The organism is Bradyrhizobium cenepequi, assembly GCF_020329485.1.
GTDB classification, from domain to species: Bacteria; Pseudomonadota; Alphaproteobacteria; order Rhizobiales; family Xanthobacteraceae; genus Bradyrhizobium; species Bradyrhizobium cenepequi.
On the sequence record NZ_JAGKJI010000012.1, the window covers coordinates 92,046 to 110,854 of the forward strand.

15 protein-coding genes and 1 riboswitch are annotated in these 18,809 nt (G+C 61.5%); of the genes, 9 read left to right on the forward strand and 6 right to left on the reverse strand.

Annotated elements, in window-relative coordinates:
• Positions 1-79: 79 nt before the first annotated feature.
• Both J6497_RS15825 and J6497_RS15830 read right to left on the reverse strand, forming a co-directional pair.
• On the reverse strand, positions 80-1,663 hold the full coding sequence (locus J6497_RS15825; RefSeq protein ID WP_225705187.1) for a glucosamine inositolphosphorylceramide transferase family protein: 1,584 nt from the start codon (positions 1,661-1,663) through the stop codon (positions 80-82).
• A 30-nt stretch (positions 1,664-1,693) separates the two neighbouring features.
• Entirely contained in the window at positions 1,694-2,881 is a 1,188-nt protein-coding gene (locus tag J6497_RS15830) for a glycosyltransferase family 4 protein (protein WP_225705188.1), read from the reverse strand.
• Between the two features lie 295 nt (positions 2,882-3,176).
• On the opposite strand from J6497_RS15830, the gene J6497_RS15835 reads away from it, so the two are divergent.
• Positions 3,177-5,288, forward strand: a complete 2,112-nt coding sequence (locus J6497_RS15835; protein WP_225705189.1) for a GumC family protein — start codon at positions 3,177-3,179, stop codon at positions 5,286-5,288.
• A gap of 7 nt (positions 5,289-5,295) precedes the next feature.
• Here the strand turns inward: J6497_RS15835 and J6497_RS15840 are convergent, their stop codons facing one another.
• On the reverse strand, positions 5,296-6,642 hold the full coding sequence (locus tag J6497_RS15840; protein ID WP_225705190.1) for a lipopolysaccharide biosynthesis protein: 1,347 nt from the start codon (positions 6,640-6,642) through the stop codon (positions 5,296-5,298).
• A 546-nt stretch (positions 6,643-7,188) separates the two neighbouring features.
• On the opposite strand from J6497_RS15840, the gene J6497_RS15845 reads away from it, so the two are divergent.
• Positions 7,189-8,391 (forward strand): FAD-dependent oxidoreductase, encoded by a 1,203-nt coding sequence (locus J6497_RS15845; protein WP_225705191.1) that lies wholly within the window; start codon positions 7,189-7,191, stop codon positions 8,389-8,391.
• Positions 8,392-8,541: 150 nt separating this feature from the next.
• Here J6497_RS15845 and J6497_RS15850 read toward each other — a convergent pair whose 3' ends face one another.
• The gene (locus J6497_RS15850) at positions 8,542-9,666 is read right to left on the reverse strand and encodes a GNAT family N-acetyltransferase (protein WP_225705192.1); all 1,125 of its coding nucleotides are present in this window, start codon (positions 9,664-9,666) and stop codon (positions 8,542-8,544) included.
• A gap of 578 nt (positions 9,667-10,244) precedes the next feature.
• Between J6497_RS15850 and J6497_RS15855 the strand changes: the two genes are divergently transcribed.
• From J6497_RS15855 to J6497_RS15870, 4 genes are all read left to right on the forward strand, one after another.
• Entirely contained in the window at positions 10,245-11,012 is a 768-nt protein-coding gene (locus J6497_RS15855; protein ID WP_225705193.1) for a WecB/TagA/CpsF family glycosyltransferase, read from the forward strand.
• 87 nt (positions 11,013-11,099) lie between these two features.
• Positions 11,100-12,389, forward strand: coding sequence for an O-antigen ligase family protein (locus tag J6497_RS15860; RefSeq protein WP_376708216.1), 1,290 nt, complete (start codon positions 11,100-11,102; stop codon positions 12,387-12,389).
• Positions 12,386-13,411 carry a glycoside hydrolase family 5 protein gene (locus J6497_RS15865; RefSeq protein WP_225705195.1) on the forward strand — a complete coding sequence of 342 codons (1,026 nt, stop codon included), beginning with the start codon at positions 12,386-12,388 and terminating at the stop codon, positions 13,409-13,411. The genes J6497_RS15860 and J6497_RS15865 overlap by 4 nt, the downstream gene beginning before the upstream one ends.
• Before the next feature lie 94 nt (positions 13,412-13,505).
• Positions 13,506-14,561, forward strand: a complete 1,056-nt coding sequence (locus J6497_RS15870) for a hypothetical protein (protein ID WP_225705196.1) — start codon at positions 13,506-13,508, stop codon at positions 14,559-14,561.
• Positions 14,562-14,604: 43 nt separating this feature from the next.
• Here J6497_RS15870 and cobS read toward each other — a convergent pair whose 3' ends face one another.
• Together cobS and cobT are read right to left on the reverse strand one after the other, a co-directional pair.
• The gene (gene cobS / locus J6497_RS15875; RefSeq protein ID WP_225705197.1) at positions 14,605-15,384 is read right to left on the reverse strand and encodes an adenosylcobinamide-GDP ribazoletransferase; all 780 of its coding nucleotides are present in this window, start codon (positions 15,382-15,384) and stop codon (positions 14,605-14,607) included.
• Positions 15,385-16,440, reverse strand: coding sequence for a nicotinate-nucleotide--dimethylbenzimidazole phosphoribosyltransferase (gene cobT / locus J6497_RS15880; protein WP_225705198.1), 1,056 nt, complete (start codon positions 16,438-16,440; stop codon positions 15,385-15,387).
• Between the two features lie 76 nt (positions 16,441-16,516).
• Positions 16,517-16,697, forward strand: a riboswitch (cobalamin riboswitch).
• Between the two features lie 111 nt (positions 16,698-16,808).
• Between cobT and J6497_RS15885 the strand changes: the two genes are divergently transcribed.
• Genes J6497_RS15885 through cobW form a run of 3 tightly spaced genes read left to right on the forward strand, consistent with a single transcriptional unit; the run spans position 16,809 to position 18,806 of the window.
• Positions 16,809-17,258: a DUF1636 domain-containing protein gene (locus tag J6497_RS15885; RefSeq protein ID WP_225705199.1), complete on the forward strand. Its 450-nt coding sequence runs from the start codon at positions 16,809-16,811 to the stop codon at positions 17,256-17,258.
• On the forward strand, positions 17,255-17,779 hold the full coding sequence (gene cobU, locus J6497_RS15890) for a bifunctional adenosylcobinamide kinase/adenosylcobinamide-phosphate guanylyltransferase (protein ID WP_225705200.1): 525 nt from the start codon (positions 17,255-17,257) through the stop codon (positions 17,777-17,779). The genes J6497_RS15885 and cobU overlap by 4 nt, the downstream gene beginning before the upstream one ends.
• A gap of 13 nt (positions 17,780-17,792) precedes the next feature.
• Positions 17,793-18,806, forward strand: coding sequence for a cobalamin biosynthesis protein CobW (gene cobW, locus J6497_RS15895; RefSeq protein WP_225705201.1), 1,014 nt, complete (start codon positions 17,793-17,795; stop codon positions 18,804-18,806).
• Positions 18,807-18,809 lie beyond the last annotated feature (3 nt).

The window sequence follows — 18,809 nt, forward strand, 5'->3', positions numbered from 1 at the left end:
GTCATTCCGCAGCGATGTGTCAGCATCGAGCTCCAGGCGTCCCCATCGTAGCCATCGATCATCGTCGACCAGCGCGAAGCTAATCAGCGGCCACAACGCTGTTAGGAGCGCTTCGCGATCGTGCTGGTTCTCGCCGAGCTGCGCCACTCCCAGGGGATGTCAAAACCGCCGATACAGGTCCGTTCACGAAAGCCGTCGTCTTCGGCTGAACCCGCGATCCGTCGATCACCTCGAGCTCGCCGCAGCGGTTCAGCGTGTGCAACTTCCTGCCTGGCCATGCAGGCCCCGGCTTAAGCGAGTGCCGAACGACTTGTCTGAACGTGGTTGGCGACAGTTCGAGAACTTCCGCAAGACCGAGCGCTGCGCCATATCCGTTGGAGCAATCCTGCACCGGCCGCCACAGGCTTCCATTGATGGCCACAAAATTGCCGGCCGGCCGCGCGCTTGCGCGATCCATCAGGACCGGATTGCTCGCATGTGGCAGCCAGGGGCCGAAGAGCCGCTCGGCGTAAAAGATCGCCAATGTGTCGGAATAGCCTCCGGTCCCGTCGCGCCAGGCTCCGAACAGATAGTACATGCCGTTGTGCCGCGTGATGGTCACGTCGGCCAGTTCAAGCCCTGACAGCAGCGTGCAGTGACGCTCCCATTTGTCTGGAAATCGAATGCATTTGTAAACCGCGACGTCCCGATGCTCCGAGCTTTCCGGGATCATCCACAGCTCATTATCGTGCTCAAACAGAAACGGATAGGACAGATGCCAGGGCTCTTCCAGCACGGGTACGACGTTTGCGGCCGGACCAGTGTGGTCGAACTCGACTGCGGAGATGATACCCTTGCCGACCTTGTGATCGAGATCTTCAAAGAAGACGAATGTTCTGCCGTTCCATTTGATCGGAAAGGGATCAGCGTAGAAGTGATTTCCGGGATCGGCGAGCACCTTCCAGTCCGGCCCTGATAGATCTCCAGTCCGCCACACGTCGACATTTTCGCTGTAGCGCCATCCGATGTGCCAATGAGGCGCATAGCAGCAAAGGCGATATACTTCCTTCGCGATCGACAAGGCCAGGCCGCGCACGACATACTTGGCCGCCGGCTGTGGGGCGCGCGTGCTGGCCGAACGAGCCAGCTCCGGAACAATCCTTGGCGTTCCTGACAGGATAGCCGTCAGCATGGTCAGGGTTCTCGCCATGACTGTTTCGAGCGAACCGCTCAAGCCGACGGTAATCTCTCCGGACGGATGACCGCGATCGAGGACCCTGCCGTCGAGCTCATTGACGATCTCGATAACCGGCAAGTCACCGGCGAGTATGGCTGCCAGCGCGGCGTTTTCCCCTGGTGCTCCATTGAACAGCGGACGGAGATACAGCCGGGCAGAGCAGTCAGGATCCCTTGCGGCGCCTGTAAAATCGACAATCACGTCAGCCTTGCCGGCCTCAGCCTGCGACCGTTCCGGGATGATTTTCAGTTTGTCGGCGCCACTGCGCTTGCCCTTCCGCAATAGCATCCGTTCAAGTTCGAAAAGCGCTTCCAGGCCAGCAGGTCGCGATTCCGCGGTCGCCGTCCACGCGATTTGAATCGGGACATCGTGGTCCTTGACGGGCAGCGTCTGGCGGCACATCCACTGCCGTGCATGCTCGCGTTCGCAGCGCAATTCGATGATCATGTCCGGCCTATCCGTCTAATATGCACCAGATCAAATGGCTTGGCTGAGAAGTTGGACGTATTCGTCCACCATCGTGTCTACCGAATAGCGCGACCTCAGGCCTTTGGCGTTTTGCCGCAGCTCGTCGCTCAACGTCTTGCTTGTTAAGATTGTGGAAACGGCGGCCGACAGCTTTGCATTGTCCGCGGCATCGACAAAGAGCGCTGTAGGCTTTCCTTCGAAAGACAACACCTCGCGCAGAACGGGCAGATCATTCACGACGGAAGGAACACCTGCGTTCGCGGCTTCAACCGCGGCCAGGCCGAAAGTTTCAGCTTGCGTGGGGAATACGAACACGTCGAGGCAGGCAAGAAAGTCCGCCATCCGTCGCGGCGGAATCTCGCCGATAAAATGCACCCTGTCGGATACTTTGAGCTCATCTGCCAAAAGCCCCAGCCGTTCCTGGTCCGCGCCTTGTCCAGCCAGCGCAAGATGCCACGAAGGTTCGCCGGCCAAGAGACGTATCGCCGCATCGAGCCGCTTGTGAGGGTGCAATCGTGCAGCACAACCGAGCAGCACGCGATCCGGTGGCAATTTGAACTGTTGGCGTGCAATATCCTTCGGCAGATCGAGCGATTTGTCGTCGAAGCCGTGTGGGACGTGCTTCATGCGCGCTCGATAAGGAGCAGGATACCTCGCATACTCGCGCTCCATCTGCCGCGAGTTGAGTGTTATGCATTTGAAGAAGCCAACGCTGCCCATGACGATGTCGGCAGCGCGGACCGGCCAGCTCATCGACATCGCGGATGAAACCTGGTTGGCAATCACCGGGGCGCGACTGACGAGGCGCGATACGCCTCCACCGATCACATTGCCAAAGTGCTGGAACGTGAGGACGACATCGGGCCTGATGGCCCTGATATGGCCAGCGAGCTTCCACAGCATCCGCAGCAGCGCTACCGGACTCCCCGGCCGATTCTGCGCGCAGTAGAATGTATTCGGCGGCTCGTCGAAGGAATCGGACTTGCGGAAGAAGAAGAGATTGAAGACCTCGTAGCCGCGCGCGGTCAGGCCGGCGCCGAGCAGCCTTGTGATCTCCTGAGCGCCGGCGTTCTCCGCCTGGGTCTGCACAAGAACGATGCGTCGCTTTGGCTCTATGCCGTTTGACCGATCACGTGACGCTGCCGACGATCGTATCGGTGCCTCGCGCAATTCTGTGCTTGGCTGGTAACGGAACACGGATTCCTCACCCGTTGAGGGACTGGGATTTTTCCCTCACTTTCGAGAGTCGTGACTATCACGCCATGCGCTGTTCTACACCGGCTAGCGCGTAACGGAGTTAATGCAGCACACCTCGCTCGATCACACGTTGCTCACAGAGAAGATGTCGTTGCGGCGCGCGGAAGATAGAGCCGGTTCGTTAACTAATTGGTCATGGCGTTGCCGAGAGAGGGTAACTGCCGATTAACCATAGATATTTACGTTGGGGCAGGCCACTGAACAGTGTCTGCCAGTTGAATTCGAGTCAAAATCCATGATGTTCGGTAGCCGCGCAGGCTCGAGAAGGTCCGGTCCGACGGAGCCCACCGCGGCGTCGTGGGAAGCTCCCCGCCTGCCGCCCGGCGCCAGCTCTGCCGAACGCATTAAGGGATTGCTAACCATCTCAGGCATGCTTTCCTTTTTGCGGGAAAACGGCCGGCGCATCTTGATGCTCGCGGTGAGCATCTTCGCCATTGGTGTCATCGCTCTGCTGCTGATTCCGGTTCGGTATGCAGCAACCGCGCTGGTCGTGGTCGATCCACGAGAGCAGCGTGTGACCACGGATCAGGACGTGTTGCCGGGTATCGGCCAGGATGCCGCCGCGCTTCAGAGCCTGGTTGAAATCGCCAAGTCCGACGGCTTTCTCCGGCCGCTTATCGAGCAGCTCAAGGTTCGGGACGACGAAGACATCGCCGGCGGCCAAACCGACACCACGCGTTTGCTCGAGAGATTCCGCAACCGGCTCGATATTTCCCGCCGCGGGCTGACATACGTTATCGGTTTCAAGTTCACTTCGAACCGCCCTGATCGGGCGGCTTACTACGCCAATGCCGTGGCCGAGGCGTTCGTCGTCAACCAGGGCCGTGCCCGCACCGAGGCGACCGACGAAGCTGCCGACTGGCTCAGCAGCCGGCTCAAGACATTGAACGACCGCTTGAGAGCATCAGAGGATGCCGTTGCCGCCTTCAAGCTGGAGCACAGGATCGTCAATGCGGGCAAGGAGTCCACGACCCAGCAGTTGCGCGTCACCGATCTGACGCAGCAGGTTTCCGCGGCGCGTGCTCGTACCGAGGAAGCAAGAGCCCGCTATGAGCAGGCGCAACGCGACCTCAAGGCGAATGTCGATGGGCCGGTCCGACAGGACCTGCTGAGTGCCCTGCGGGCCCAGCGGTCGGCGCTCAACGACCAGATCGCGCAGAAACGTGCGGTGTTCGGCGACCGTCATCCCGACCTCGTGATATCGTACAGCCAGCTCAACGATCTCAACAGGCAGATCGAGATCGAGCGAAAGAAGAACATCGAAACCGCGAAGTCTGAATTTGAGGCCCAGCGCGAGCAGCAGAAATCGCTGGAAGATCAGCTGAAGGCGGCCGAGTCCCAGATATTGGTTGACGGTCAGGCGCTGGTCAGGCTGCAGGAGCTGCAGCGCGACGCCGAGGCCAACAGGAATATCTACGAGCAGTTCCTGTCGCGCTCCAAGACCACCAATGAGCAGCGCCTGCTGCAGAGCTCGCAGACAAAGATCGCTTCGCCTGCGATCCCGCCGCTTCGTCCGACCCGGCCGCCGCTCCCGCTGCTGCTGGCCGCGCTCGCGGTCGTCTCGCTATTGATGTCGACCGCGATCGTTGCCGTACCTGATATCAAGAGCATCCTGGACAAGCCTGCCCCGAAGGTTCGCCGGGCGAATTCACCTTCGCTCCAACCCGAACCGCCGGCCCAGCGGGAATTGCCGCCGAAGCCGCCGGTCTGGGTCCGCATTCCCGACCTTCCGACACAGGAATCCACCCGAAGCGTCTGGCAAAAGCCGATTGCGGCAACGGCCGAACTCGATCTGAGTGCCTACCTGCGCTCGCTGATCGAGAAAATCGACGCGTTGCCGGGGCCCGGCGGCAAGGTAGCCCTCGTGATGTCGATCGAGAATGGCGCGGGCGGCAGCACCGTCGCGCGCTCGCTGAATCGGTCGGCCGTGAACAAGGGGATGCTGAGCGTTCTGATCGAGCTGCAAACGGATCTCGCTGCTGCAAAACCCGCCGCGGCCCAAGAGCGCGGCATCACCAAGACGGACCTTCACTCGGTAAATGTGCTCTTGGGCACCAGTACACAAACCGGCGAACTCCCTGCCGACGATATTCGCAAGGAGTTCGATCTGATCGTCATCGATGCGTCATCCCTGGCTGCGCAGCCGGACGCGAGAACGCTGGCGGCCCATGCCGATCTGATCATCATGGTGGTTCGCGACGGGGCTGCAGCGCCGGCGGCCATCCAACGGGCGACGTCCGGCCTGTCGAAGTTCGCTGCCGCGCCGACCGGACTTGTCGTCAATCGCGTATCGATCAGCTCGGTCATCGCTGACTCCCAGCGCGAGACGGTGGAGTTGGCGAGCTGAACGGCTTCTACTCCTTCGTGTCGGCGACACGGACCGCGTAACGGTCTGCTTTCGAGGACAACAAGCGAGAGAGCACTAGGATCGAAGGATCAACGCCGGTGCGGCGACGGCACAGCACGTTGAGGGCGATAGTGGCGAGCGCCAGCGAAACCGTGGCCGAAATGGCGGCGCCGAGCACGCCGAGCCAGGGGATGAGCACGAGAAATCCGATCAGCCGCAGGACGACGTTGGCGGCGACAACGGGAACGTAATCGCCCTCGTGGCCGGTCACCTGCAGAATGGCGGCGGACGGACCGCCGGCTGCCTGAAAGGCCGTTCCGAGCGCAAGCACGATCAGGACCCATTGCTGGGCCGCGAAATGAGGTCCGAACAGGCCGAGAAGATGGGACGCGCCGATCCAGACGATGACGAGCCCGGCAATAACGCAAAGCGCGGTCACCTCCGCCATGAGCTGCAAGGTGTGGCCGAACTCCTCGTGGTTCTTGCTGAAGTACAGCGAGGGCAGGCGGCGCGCCCCGAAACTGTAAAGAGCGGCCGAGAGCATGGCGAAGATATTTGCCAGACGCGACGCGGCGAAATAGATTCCGGCCGTGGCCGGATCCAGCATCCAGTAAATCAGGATCACGTCGAAATACTGATTGGCGGCTTCGAGAATGGAAGAAGCCCAGAAGTGAAGCGCGCTCGATCTCCAGCGGGAGTTCTCCGAGCGCGCGGGCACTTTGCGCAGATGCGGCAGGGCGCGCGCAATTGAGGCGACCTGAACGGCGAGACCAATGGCCATGGCGACCGCCATCACGGCGAGCAACTGTGCGGGATCGAGCCGACCATGGCTGAACAATATCGCGACCAAGAACAGCACGACGGCAATCCGCCAGAAAAACTCCCGATTGCCTTCTCCCATCAGAATGCTGATCAGCGATCGTGCGATCTGGCTGCCGAGCATCAGCCCTGCATTCACGGCCGTGAAGGCGAAGATGGCCAGGATCAGCAGCCACGTATCGCCTCGTACGCTCGCGCCCGCTGCGACTGCAGCAATGACGATCAGCATTCCAACCAAGGAGATCTTCAGACTCGACAGCAGCACACCTTTGGTGAGATCGGCCTGGTCTCGCACCTGGTACTCATTCAAGAACCGAACCAGCAGCAGCTCCTGGCCGATCAGTCCCACGACCGATGCGATCTGGGCGACGGACAGCCACATCGCGAAAGCGCCAAACGCGTCGGGCGACATGGCTCGTGCTGCCAGCGAAAACAGTGCGAACGCAAGCCCACCGCTGCCAACCTTGAGAAGGATGGTCCCGGCTACACCGCGCGTCACGTCGCGCCGCATCAACTGGAGAATGAAATCGATCATGCGATGTACAGCATCTTTCCTTTCAAGATGCTCGTAGCCGACACCCGGCCCAAAGCCTAACACGCGCGCAAGCCGAGAGTGTTAATGTTCGGCTGCCAGATGTCCGTCCTTCCCGTCCGGCAAATGCTCCGGCGCAAACTTGCCACGTCCGGCGAAGCTGCGGCCTTGCGTCATTCTGAAACGCCGCCGTCCCGTCTGTCTCCAGACAGGGCATACGATGATGTCCCGGAATAGCCGTGGCGGCGGCATGAAGACGATGACCGAAGCCAGGTCCGCGCAACCACCACCCGTTTGCACGAAAAGGGCTTCCCGACCTGACGGTAAACAACACGCAACCCTACTGTTGAGCAACCGGAGAAGAGATTTCACCATACTCGCCGAGCAAAGCGCGTGCCGAAACGTCGCCTGATCGGGGCCAGTACGCCGACGTTAACCGCGATGCTTAAAAGCGATCGTGCCGGCTCAGCGAAGTGGATATCAGGCGAGAAAATTGCAGGGTCCGCGGCCATCAATCGTCGGAACCGACAACATGATGGTGAACAGGTGATGCAACCGATCGCGGAAGAGGGATGTGAAACCATCACCACAGACGTCGCGATTGTCGGCGGCGGGTTGGCGGGATCGCTCGCGGCCGCAGTCCTTGCCAGGGCGGGACACCGGGTTGTCCTGATCGACAAGCGCGCGGTCTATCCGGAGGAATTCCGCGTCGAAAAGATCGCCGGACGACAAGTCGATATCTTGCGCAGGCTGGGCTTCGCCCGCGAGCTCGAGGCTGTTGCATGTGCGTATGACCGCGTGGCCAATATCAGGGAAGGCAGGCTGGTCGACGTCAGTGCCGGACGGAGCTATGGCCTTCCCTATGCCGACCTCGTTGCCATGGCACGGCGTTTGATGCCGGCGGATTCCGGCTTCATTGTCGATCAGGTTACTGCCGTGAGCTGCAGCGACGACGTTCAACAGCTCGTTCTGGCCTCCGGAAAGCGTGTCAGCGCGCGCCTCATTGTGCTGGCGACGGGCATGGCCGGCGCTCTTGGACACAGTCTCGGAATCACACGACGCGTTCTCGCCGAGCGCCATTCGGTTTCGTTCGGCTTCACGATTGCGCGTCCGAACAATTCGCCGTTCGAGTTCGAGGCGCTAACCTGCTATGGCGAGCGGGCCGCCGACGGCGTCGACTATCTCAGCCTGTTTCCGGTGCGCGCCGGCATGCGGGCGAACCTGTTCATGTTTCGCGATCCGACCGACCCGATCATGCGCGAGCTAAGGCGGGAGACAAGATCAACGCTGCTTCGCCTGATGCCGGGATTGCAAAAATATCTCGGAGATTTCAACGTTGTCGGTCCGGTGCAGAACTGGGTGATGGACCTGTCTGTCGCGGAAGGACATCTGCAGCCGGGCGTCGTGCTGATTGGCGATGCGTTTCAAACCAACTGTCCTGCGGCCGGCACCGGAGTGAGCCGTCTCCTGGTGGATGTCGAACGTCTTTGCACGGAATATGTGCCGCGCTGGCTCGAAACCGGCGGCATGGGCAAGGAGAAGATCTCGCAGTTCTATTCTGACGCCGACAAGATCGCAGCCGACCAATACTCACTGCGGATGGCGCGGTTTCGGCAGGCCCTGATGTCGAGCGGCGACATCAGGTGGAACGTACGGCGCAAGGCGCATTTTCTTCGGCGCAATATCACCCATCGGGTCGACGGTATCAGGCCTGGATGGATCGCGCGCGTCCGTGGCGCGCTTCGTGCCTAGTGCATGATGAGAAGAGGCCGAATTGTGTCCGCCTGGGCGCCGCCTCTCTTCACCTCTCCCGTAGGGAGAGGTGAACTTGGGACTTGGGCCGATTCAACTAAACAACATCCCGCACTAGTGCAGCGCGCCGGCTGGGAAGCGCGCCTAAATTCAAGTGCGGGCCGGCAGCAGCTTGAATTCGGAGATTCGCTTCGCAGCCAGCTTGATCCAGGGCGCCTGTCGTAACGCAAACAACGCAATAGAGCCGGCAATACTGCCGGCCTGGGTCACACTCCACAGCGGCGAAGGCTGGCCGCCAAACATCTTCTTGTATGGTTCGTCGCCAATGGTGAAGTCCAGGACCTGATCGCCGCGCTCGATACAATCCCTGGCAACTTGTTCGAACGTCAGCGCGCCAAGGGATTGGCTCTTGTATCCTGCGATGTCGAACGCGCTCATGATCACGAGGAAGCTGCCGCGGTGGCACAATCCCAGCACTGCCGCAATCAGGTTTCCGTCCATCTTCATGGTGTGGAGCCGGACAAAGGCACCTAGACCGCGGAGCGCAACGCTGGAATAGAAGTCGAAATATTCGGGACGTTGCAGCAGGTCGCCATCGCCCTGCGCTCGAAAACGCGGGCCGCGAAATTTCTTCATCATCTCCATCGCGGCCATGACGGATGCACTGTCGTCGCAGCATGAAAAGCCGAGCGCGCCCTTCTTCTGGAGCTGGCGCTGCTTCTTTGCGAGCTCCTTCTGATAGGAGCGGCTCAGCGCGCCCGCCCGCCATTGCTCGAACGGGGCGACAAGGGCGGTCGAGTACGCGTTCGTTTCCGTGAAGGTGCGGCGAGGCGCAGCCAGGAGATTTTCGATCGGCATTCTTCCATCAGGAAGCTTGGACATTCGCAAGAGATCGAAGGGCCTGACGAGCTGCCGCAGCGTCTGGCAGGCTTCCTCGTCCTGGAGCAGATCGGAAAATACCTTGGCCGTGCAGACAGGAGTCAGATAATCGGACACGCGGAGATCGGCGAATTCAACCGTCTGCAACGGTCCGCGCCGCACCCGCAGCAAAGGCAACACCGCTGCCAGCGTTCCGCTTGCGCGGTTGCGGATCACGATGACCAGGGGTGTTGCCGCCGCGGCGGGTGCGAGCTTGTGATAGAGCGTGTCAAGCCACACCGGATGCTGGAAGGCTGTGGCGTCCGAGCCATCAAACAGGTCGGCGTATTCTTGAGACAAAAAGTCAAATGCGTCGTCGATGCAGACATCGAACGCGTCGCTGCTATTCTTGTTCATAGTGCGATCAGACGGCCCGGACTTGTTCAGGGGCGCCGGTTGAGCCGGAGCTGCGACCTTTTAGCAGAGGGAAGTTGGCGGAGACACAGGCAAAGCGCGATTTGTATTAACGCATCGTGGTTGCCGCCGGCGCCGGGCTTCTTGCCAAACGCTTGATAACGGGCCGATCCTGCGGCCACCGCGCGGGCGCGTCACCCTTCGCTATGGTTAGCGAGCAGCTCACAACTTTCACGTTCGATTAACCAGCTCATGCAGCGTCGAACGGCAGCAGGCCGTCCGCGCCGCCGCTGGACCGCATATTGCACTTGCAGTGGACGATAATCGGAATCTCCAACTGAAGCCCTTGAGTCATGATGAAAGAACGAATTTTCGACCCGATTTCGACGTCACGGGACGCGGGCGCGCGCAATGGGCGTGTCGGTTTCGGTCGGACTGTCTCGGCTGTCCGGATTTGTGACATTCCGCGGGGAGCGCCGACACGGTCGTCGACGGGCTCGGCCTCGGTCCATCAACCGTCAGAGAAAGACAACGGGAGAGAACGCCGCTCGAACCCGATCGGAAGAGAGGCTACAGCGGGCGTGCCGCGTGTCACGGTCGGAGGGCTGCGGCTCGCTGTGCTCGATCTCGAGCAGACCGCCGATTTCATGATCGGACAGGTCTGGCCGAAACGCCGCGCGCGCCGTCCGCTTTACCTGACCTCGGCCAATGGCGAGGTGGTGGCGCGCTGCTCGACCGAGCCGATGACCGACCGCCTGTTCCGTGCTGCGGACCTCATCAATGCCGATGGACAGCCGCTGGTTACGGTATCGCGGTTCAAGTCGGCGCGGCCGCTGCCGGAGCGGGTCGCGACCACCGACCTGTTCCACGTCGTCGCCCGCAAGGCGGAGGCGGCCGGGCTTTCGTTCTACATGTTCGGCGCTGACGAGGCGGAGAATGCGGCCGCCGTCGCCAACGTCCGCAGGATGTATCCGAAGCTGAAGATCGTCGGCCACTCGCATGGCTATCTGCGCGGCGAGGCGTTGCGCGCCAGGGTCGACGAGATCAATGCGCTGGCGCCCGACTATCTCTGGGTCGCGCTCGGCGTGCCCTATGAGCAGGCCTTTGTCGAGGAGTTCACGCCGCGGCTCTCCAATGTCGGTGTCATCAAGACGTCAGGCGGGCTGTTCAATTTCCTCTCCGGCAGCCGCCCCCGCGCGCCGCAATGGATGCAGAATGTCGGGCTGGAATGGGCCTGGCGGGTCTGGCTCGAGCCGCGCCGGCTGTTCTGGCGCTACCTCACCACCAACCCACGCGCGCTCTATCTGCTGTTTAACGGCAACCAATCCACGGCAGCCAGGCGCGACTGACGCGGCGTGGCCGTCCCGAGCGGCTGCGATAGCAAATAATTAACCGTGCTTCACGAAGCTCATTTCATGACGGAAGCACAAATTCAGATGGATGCGGACGCGCTTGACGGCGCAATCCGGCAAACGCGCGGTATCGACATCGAGCGGGCCGCAAAGGCCATCATGAATTGGTCCATCACCATCAATGTGGTCGCATCGATGGGGACCTTCAACACTGCACTAGTGGCGATGGAACAGACCTATCTGCAGCAATTCGCTGCTCTGTCGATGTGGTTCGTGCTGATCTATGCAAGCGCGTTTGTGCGTCCCAATCTGCGGCTGCAATTCAACCCCGACTTGATCGCGATCGTTTCATTTTACGTCCTCGCCGCCATTTCCGTGCTTTGGACCAATCTGAGCCTCGCAGCGATCATGAAGAGCGCGGCGCTTGCGATAACCACCTTCGGCGCACTCTGTCTCATCACGCGACTTGATATCGACGACATCGTCAAATCGATCACTCGGGGCCTCTTTATACTGGTTGCGGCATCCGCATTTTGCGCGATCTTCGTGCCGGATATCGGCGTAGACCATAGCTGGATGCACAATGGTCAATGGCAAGGCATTTTCGAATCCAAGCAGACCCTGGGTTTCGTGGGCGCCTATCTCATGTTCTTTGCCTATTATCGAAAGACAGCAGGGCAGAGCTGGCTTCCCTTCCTGGTTACATTCCTGCTCGCCTCGACCTGCGTCCTCGCTTCGGGATCGCGCGGCGCCGGTGCCGTGGCGTTGGTGGCTTGCGGCTTGCTTTTCACCTCCCTGGGGTCGGTGAGATGCATGAAGATCTACGCTGTGTTGCCCTTTGTCATGTGCATCATGGCGAGCGTCCTGATCCTGTATTTTTACGTGACCGGGTACGACTCCATTCATCTCTTTGACACGACAATCGACTTCACGGAGCGAACTTTCATTTGGCAATACGCGATAAGCCACCTCGACGATGCGCCCCTGCTCGGTTTCGGCATAAACGGATTTTGGACGACGCAATCGATTTACGACTACTTCGAGCAGAACCACGGCTGGGTGCTCGACAACTATCACAGCGGCTACATCGCCATTCTCATGGAAACGGGATTTTTGGGTTTCGTGCTGTTTTCGGCAAGCGTTTTGCTGTTCTCGAACAAGGTGCTTTATCTGATTTCATCCCGATCGATCGATCGGTTTCACTGCGCCCTCATCATCGGATTCTCCGTCCTCAGCTTTCAGACGAATTTCACGGAGACGATATTTCTTCGTTCCACGATGTTCACGTCGGTGCTCTTGCTGGTCTTCTTCCTCGCGACGTGTCGGCCGGTGTCGCCGGAAGATCCGCAGCTATCGCGAGTTGGCGCAGAATGATCGCGATACTTGCCCGCTGGCCAAACGCGTTCAAGCTTCCACTGCTGGCAGCTGTCCTTGCAGCATGGGTCCCATGCGCCTCAGGGGCTGAGCAGGGCGCGTTTCGCGACGCGGCGGGGTTGCGGCGCGGCATCAATGTTCTGGGATACGACGGCATCTGGGAAGGCGGCCAGAATGCGCCGTTCCGCCTGGAGAACCTGACGGCAATTCAAAAGGCCGGCTTCTCGCACGTCAGGATCAACTTCTTTGGCTTCAAGTATATGGATTCGGAGAACGTCCTTGATGAAGCTGTGTTGAGACGTCTCGATACAGTCATCGAAGAGGTCCTTGCAAGGAAGCTCGTTCCCATCCTTGATGAGCACGATACCAATTTTTGCCAGCGTTATATCTCGGCATGCGGCGAGAAGCTCAAATCGTTCTGGAAGCAGATTGCGTCGCGTTACGCAGGGAAATATCCCGCGCTGATATTCGAGATTCTGAACGAGCCCGGGGGACACATGACCTCGGCCGAATGGAATGCGCTTCTCAATGAATGCCTTGGCATCATCCGCGTCACAAACCCCGAGCGAACTGTCATTGTCGCTGTTCTCAACACCGACGATGCGCCAATTGGCGAACTGGTCCTTCCGGCCGGCGACAGAAAGCTGATCGTGACCTTTCACTATTACGCGCCCATCAGGTTCACGCATCAGGGCGCGCCTTGGTCACGAACATTTTCGACGATTGGGCCGCTGGAGTGGGGCACGGCGGAGGACGAAGCGAGAGTTGTCGCTGATTTCACCAGGATCAATCTCTGGTCGCAGCGGGAAAAACGTCCGATCTATCTTGGCGAGTTCGGGGTTTATGAGCGTGCCCCATCTGCAAGCCGCCTGAGGTACCTGTCGTTCGTGGCGAGAAACGCCGACCGTTTTGGCTGGGCATGGGCCTATTGGCAGTTCGACCATGATTTCGCTGCATTCGATAGCGCCCGCCAAGCCTGGAATCAGGACGTTTTACATGCTCTCATTCCGTCTGCGCATTGAAAGTTAGGCGACGCATCCGTCCGGGCGAGACGCAGGCCAAGATTGGCCTCAGAGACGATCGCGGATTTCGTCGTCGCGGGTTTGGAGAAGAAAAATGAGTGGAAGCGCGGAGAGCCGAGCCAAGGATGACGTGGCCGCCTATCGGGCCGTCGAACTGATATACCATTCCTATCTCACGGGCCTCATCCTGATGCTGTCGTCCCGCGCCGGCGCCGCGCGCGCGGCGGAGGTGGTGTTCCGCACCTTCCGACGCCAGCAACTGGCTCGCTTCGTTCCGGGATTGAAGAAGCTCGGGCTCGATAAGCTTCCGCACGCAGTGGCCTGCGCGCAATACCACTATCTCTCGAACCAGGTCGGCGGCGTGAAGGTCGAGTATGTCTACGAGAGCGACCAAAAGGCCTGGGTGCGATATCCGCCGCCACGGTGGATCTGGTCGGGCACCGCGATTTGCGGCATTCCATCGGAGGTGTCGCACGCGATGCTGCGAGGATGGCATGCCAATAACGGCGTCGTCCTCGGCAATCCGCGACTGGGCTTCGTCTGCACGGGACAGACGGTCGACGGACAGCCCGGTCTGGAGGGCTACTACAAGGAATGGGATCACGACCTCACTCCCGATGAACGGCTGCAATTCTCGCCCGGCGAGCAATGTCCCCCGTTTCGAGCCGATCTTGCGCCACGGCTTCCGGAAAACACCTGGCCTGAAGAGCGCCTGCAAAAGGTCCTGCGCAACTACGCGATGGAATACATCACCTCGATCGTGCCGGAAACCATCGCGGTGCTCGGTCCCGACGAAGGCGGTCACCTTGCCGGCGCTGCAGCGCGGCTGGTGGGGATGCATACCTTTGATGACGTCGCGTCTCTGCTCGGCGGTGTCGGTCCCGGCGCCCTGGGCTTTGCTAGCGCCTTCGCTCGCATTGCCCGCGGGCAGGGCGATGACGCCGAGTTGCGCGCGCAGGGCACGACCGCAAGCGTACGGCAGACCTCATGGCGCCTGATGACGGAGCGGGGGCCGCTGTCTCCGGCGGTGTTCGATGCCTGGAACGAACTTTGGGTCGGCGCCGCGCTCGCACATGATCGTTTCATGCGTGTCGAAATCACGGAGCGTCGCGATCGCGGCGATCCGTTCTGGTGCTGGCAATTCCGCTAACGAGGCAGCGGGCGCCGAAAAACCGAGCTGCTGCGGTGGATTGTCAAATCGACCGGATGACGGCAGCAACGCCCAGCAGAAAACCGACCTCGAACACCTGCTCGATCGCCCCGAGCACGTCGCCGGTATAGCCTCCGATCAGCCGTCGCGACCACAGCGTGACAGCAATGGCCAGTGCGATGCCGCATGAGATGCCGACAAGGAGCGTGAACGGAGCATGCGTGCCGGAGGCCGCGGCGAGTAGCGTCAGCGCGAGCAGCACGACAATCGTCGCGAAACCGATTTCGCCTGGCCGGAGCGGAGAGGGCGCATAGGCCACCTTCATCGCGGAGGTGTTGCCCGCATATTTCATCCAGCCGACGACCGGCAGGACCACGGCGCGGCCGGCGGCTCCACTTGCAATCAGCGCCGCCGCGCCGGTCCAGGCCGGCATCTCGGCGAGCGCCGCGACGCGCAATGCGATTGCGAAAAGCAGCGCGAGCGTGCCGTAGGTTCCGATCCGGCTGTCCTTCATGATGGTGAGACGCTGTTCGACCGTCCAGCCGCCGCCAAAGCCGTCCGCGGTATCGGCGAGGCCATCCTCGTGGAATGCGGAGGTGAGGAGAACGCTTGCGAGCACTGCCATGAGCGCCGCGATTACTGGTCCTAATACGAGGGATGTGAGCAGAAGGGCCGCCGCCGAAGCGAGGCCAACGATCGCACCGACCAGCGGGAAGAATTGCGACGAGCGGACCAGCCACTCGGAATCGGGCGCATCCTTCGAAGCGCCCACAGGGATGATCGTCAGGAATCGGACCGCGTCGCGAAAACGATCCAGGCTCATCTAGATCCTACCCTCCAGCACGTCGCTGAGGTCGGCGACGTCGGCCAGCAGGCGGGACGCGGCCCGCACCAGCGGGACCGCCAACAACGCGCCGGTGCCCTCGCCAAGTCTCATCTCGAGAGCGAGCAACGGCCGCGCCTCAAGGACCGCCAACACAATGTCGTGACCCTTCTCAGCCGATCGATGCGCGAAAACGCAATAGTCGCGTGTCGCCGGCGCCAGCCTGACGGCAACGAGCGCGGCAGCGGACGAGATAAAACCATCGATGACGACCGGGCGGCGACGCGCGGCTGCGCCAAGCGCTGCACCCGCCATCATCGCGATCTCGAGGCCGCCGAATTCCCTGAGCACATCGAACGGCGCCGTGACGTCGTTGCGATTGGCTGCCTTGTGGATGGCTGCGCGCTTACGCGCCATGCCAGGCTCGTCCTGCCCGGCGCCAACGCCGATGCAGTCATTCAGTGGAGCAGGCGCCAGCCGATGCACCAGGAGCGCCGAAGATGCCGTGTTGCCTATTCCCATCTCGCCGAGCGCGATGATGTCGGCCCCCGCCTCGATTTCACCGGAAGCGATGGCAAAGCCGGAAGCGAGCGCCTTGTGCGCTTCCGGGGCCGACATGGCCGGCTCGCGCGCAGAATTCGCGGTGCCGGCCCGAATCCTGATGCCGAGGAGGTCGGGATGGGAAGGGAGCTCGCTGGCGACGCCGGCGTTCACGACGCGGATGCTGACGTCGGATGCGGCCGCAAAGGCGTTGGCGCTGGCGCGACCTGCGAGGTAAGTCCTCACCATTGCGGCCGTCACGGCGGACGGATATTGCGAAACGCCTTCTTCCGTCAGCCCGTGATCACCAGCGAACACGAGCAGGACGGCCTTATGCAACGCTGCAGCGGATGGATGGGCGATCATGCCGAGCTGCACAGCCAGGTCTTCTATGCGTCCCAGCGAGCCCGGCGGCTTGGCTTTGCCGTCGATTCGCGCGCGCATTGTTGCGGCAAGCGTCTGATCGATTGGAGTAATCGTGGGGATTTGCCAGTCGGGCGGGATTTGGAAGGTCATGGGCGCCTCGTAAGTGCGCCTTAAGTGACCGAAGGAGGCGGGCGGGTCAACTGCGGTTGACCGCCGTCGCGGGGACAGTTAGCGTGGCGGCGATGGTCCTTCCTTCGGGAAGGTGAAAAAGGGAAGTCGGTGCAATGCCGACGCTGCCCCCGCAACTGTAAGCGGCGAGCCAAAGCCGAAGCCACTGGGATGACCGGGAAGGCGGCGAGAGGCGACGACCCGCGAGCCAGGAGACCTGCCATCGCGCATTGTGCTTTGGAGGTCCGTCGGGCGGGGTGCACCGGACGGGATGAGTTCGATGGTCGTTCCACCATTGAACGCGATCCAACAAAGCTCGCGGCCGTCATGGCCCTGACTTGAGCACCGTGATGGATCGCAACGACTTCGATCAGCAAGATCCCGATCCTCGCCCGGATGAATCTTTGCCGGCGAGTGTGCCCGGCGATCCTGTCGTCGTGAGCGTCTGTGTCACCTGCAAGGCGTCAGAGGGCGCCTTGACGGGGCCTGCCATGTTCGACGCGATTTTGCTTGCAAAACGCGAACGCGATACTGCCGTTCATGTCCGGCGCGTGCAGTGCCTCAGCGTGTGCAAGCGGCCGACCACGGTCGCGGTTTCGAGTTCGGACGGCTACACGTTCCTGTTTGGCGACCTCCAGCCCGAGGGAGCGCGTGCCGTCATGTCATTCGCCGAGTCCTATCGCAAGTCGTCGTACGGCCTGGTGCCGTGGCGCGAGCGCGCCGACATTCTGCGCAAGGGAATGGTGGCACGGCTGCCGCCCGTTCGCTGGTCGCCCGAAGATGGGAGCGCCCCGAAATGATTTCCCTTTCGACCACGCTGGTGCTGGGGGGCGCACGTTCGGGCAAATCGGCCTTTGCCGAGCGGATGATTGCTGAAAGCGGCCTTGCACGCGTGTATCTGGCAACAGCGACCGCTGATGATGCAGAGATGGAGGGCAGGATCACGCATCATCGCAGCCGGCGCGGTTCGGATTGGACCACTATCGAAGAGCCGCTCGCGCTCACCGATGCCTTGACACAGGTATCGCGGCCTGGCCGTGCGGTCCTGGTCGATTGCCTGACGCTTTGGCTCTCCAACCTGATGCTCGCCGGGCGTGATCCCGATGTCGAGGCAAAACGGCTCGCGGAATTTCTTGGCGTCGCCGCAAACCCTGTTGTCCTGGTGTCGAACGAGGTCGGTCTCGGCATCGTGCCCGAAACCAGGCTCGGCCGCGAATTCCGCGACGCGCAGGGCCGTCTCAATCAAATGGTCGCCTCAAGCGTTCCCAATGTCGTGTTCGTCGCGGCCGGCCTTCCGCTGTGGCTCAAACGTTCCTCTTAAGGAGTCCTGAAATATGTCCCGTGTTCCAGTCACCGTGCTCACCGGTTTCCTCGGTGCCGGAAAGACGACGCTGCTGCGCTCGCTGTTGACGCAGGCCGACGGCCGCCGCATCGCCGTCATCGTCAACGAGTTCGGCGACGCCGGTTTCGACGGCGGCCTGATCGAGGAATGCGCGGCCAAGGCCTGCGCGCCTGGCGACATCGTCGAGCTGACCAACGGCTGCATCTGCTGCACTGTCGCCGACGATTTCATTCCGACCATGGACAAGCTCCTGACCCGCGACGAGCCGCTGGATGCGATCGTGATCGAGACCTCCGGGCTGGCGCTGCCGCAGCCACTCTTGAAGGCGTTCGCGTGGCCTGCGGTCCGCACGCGCGCGACCGTCGACGGCGTTGTGACGGTCGTCGACGCGCTGGCGCTGTCCGAGGGACGGGTCGTGCTCGACGAGCAGGCGGTCGCGGCTCAGCGTGCGGCGGACGAGGAGATCGACCACGACGACCCGATCGAGGAAGTGTTCGAGGATCAGCTCGCCTGCGCCGACCTCGTGGTCCTCTCCAAGAGCGATCTGGTGTCGCCAGCTGTGCTCAGCGGCATCGAACAGCGGCTTGCTGCGCAACTAAGGCAAGAGGTTCGCATCGTCCGCTCGCACGGCGCTCTTGCACCGGATGTGCTCATCGGGATGAAGGCCGGTGCCGAGAGCGATCTCGCCGCGCGGGCCGGTCATCACGGCGAGGAAGAGGAGCACGATCACGATGATTTCGACAGCATTGTCGTGACGCCTGCGGCGGCCGAGAGCGTGGAGGCGATGCGCGCGCGAGTTAATGACGTCCTGCGTCTCGCGGGCGTACTGCGCGTCAAAGGCCATGCCCGGATATCCGAAAAGCCTGCGCCGATTGTGGTGCAGGCGGTCGGCAGTCGTGTTGAACTGGCGTTCGCGCGGCCCGACGCCAAGCAGGCCGAGCATCTGGTCGTGATCGGCCTGAAGGGGTTCGACGCCGACGCGGCCCGTCGCGCGCTTGCGGGATAGCCT

Excerpts from the sequence above, each read along its gene's own strand:
- J6497_RS15825 (WP_225705187.1), bottom strand. The coding sequence starts at position 1,663 with ATGATCATCGAATTGCGCTGCGAACGCGAGCATGCACGGCAGTGGATG.
- J6497_RS15835 (WP_225705189.1), top strand. The coding sequence starts at position 3,177 with ATGATGTTCGGTAGCCGCGCAGGCTCGAGAAGGTCCGGTCCGACGGAG.
- J6497_RS15840 (WP_225705190.1), bottom strand. The coding sequence starts at position 6,642 with ATGATCGATTTCATTCTCCAGTTGATGCGGCGCGACGTGACGCGCGGT.
- J6497_RS15845 (WP_225705191.1), top strand. The coding sequence starts at position 7,189 with ATGCAACCGATCGCGGAAGAGGGATGTGAAACCATCACCACAGACGTC.
- J6497_RS15850 (WP_225705192.1), bottom strand. The coding sequence starts at position 9,666 with ATGAACAAGAATAGCAGCGACGCGTTCGATGTCTGCATCGACGACGCA.
- J6497_RS15860 (WP_376708216.1), top strand. The coding sequence starts at position 11,100 with ATGGATGCGGACGCGCTTGACGGCGCAATCCGGCAAACGCGCGGTATC.
- J6497_RS15865 (WP_225705195.1), top strand. The coding sequence starts at position 12,386 with ATGATCGCGATACTTGCCCGCTGGCCAAACGCGTTCAAGCTTCCACTG.
- J6497_RS15870 (WP_225705196.1), top strand. The coding sequence starts at position 13,506 with ATGAGTGGAAGCGCGGAGAGCCGAGCCAAGGATGACGTGGCCGCCTAT.
- cobS (WP_225705197.1), bottom strand. The coding sequence starts at position 15,384 with ATGAGCCTGGATCGTTTTCGCGACGCGGTCCGATTCCTGACGATCATC.
- cobT (WP_225705198.1), bottom strand. The coding sequence starts at position 16,440 with ATGACCTTCCAAATCCCGCCCGACTGGCAAATCCCCACGATTACTCCA.
- J6497_RS15885 (WP_225705199.1), top strand. The coding sequence starts at position 16,809 with ATGGATCGCAACGACTTCGATCAGCAAGATCCCGATCCTCGCCCGGAT.
- cobU (WP_225705200.1), top strand. The coding sequence starts at position 17,255 with ATGATTTCCCTTTCGACCACGCTGGTGCTGGGGGGCGCACGTTCGGGC.
- cobW (WP_225705201.1), top strand. The coding sequence starts at position 17,793 with ATGTCCCGTGTTCCAGTCACCGTGCTCACCGGTTTCCTCGGTGCCGGA.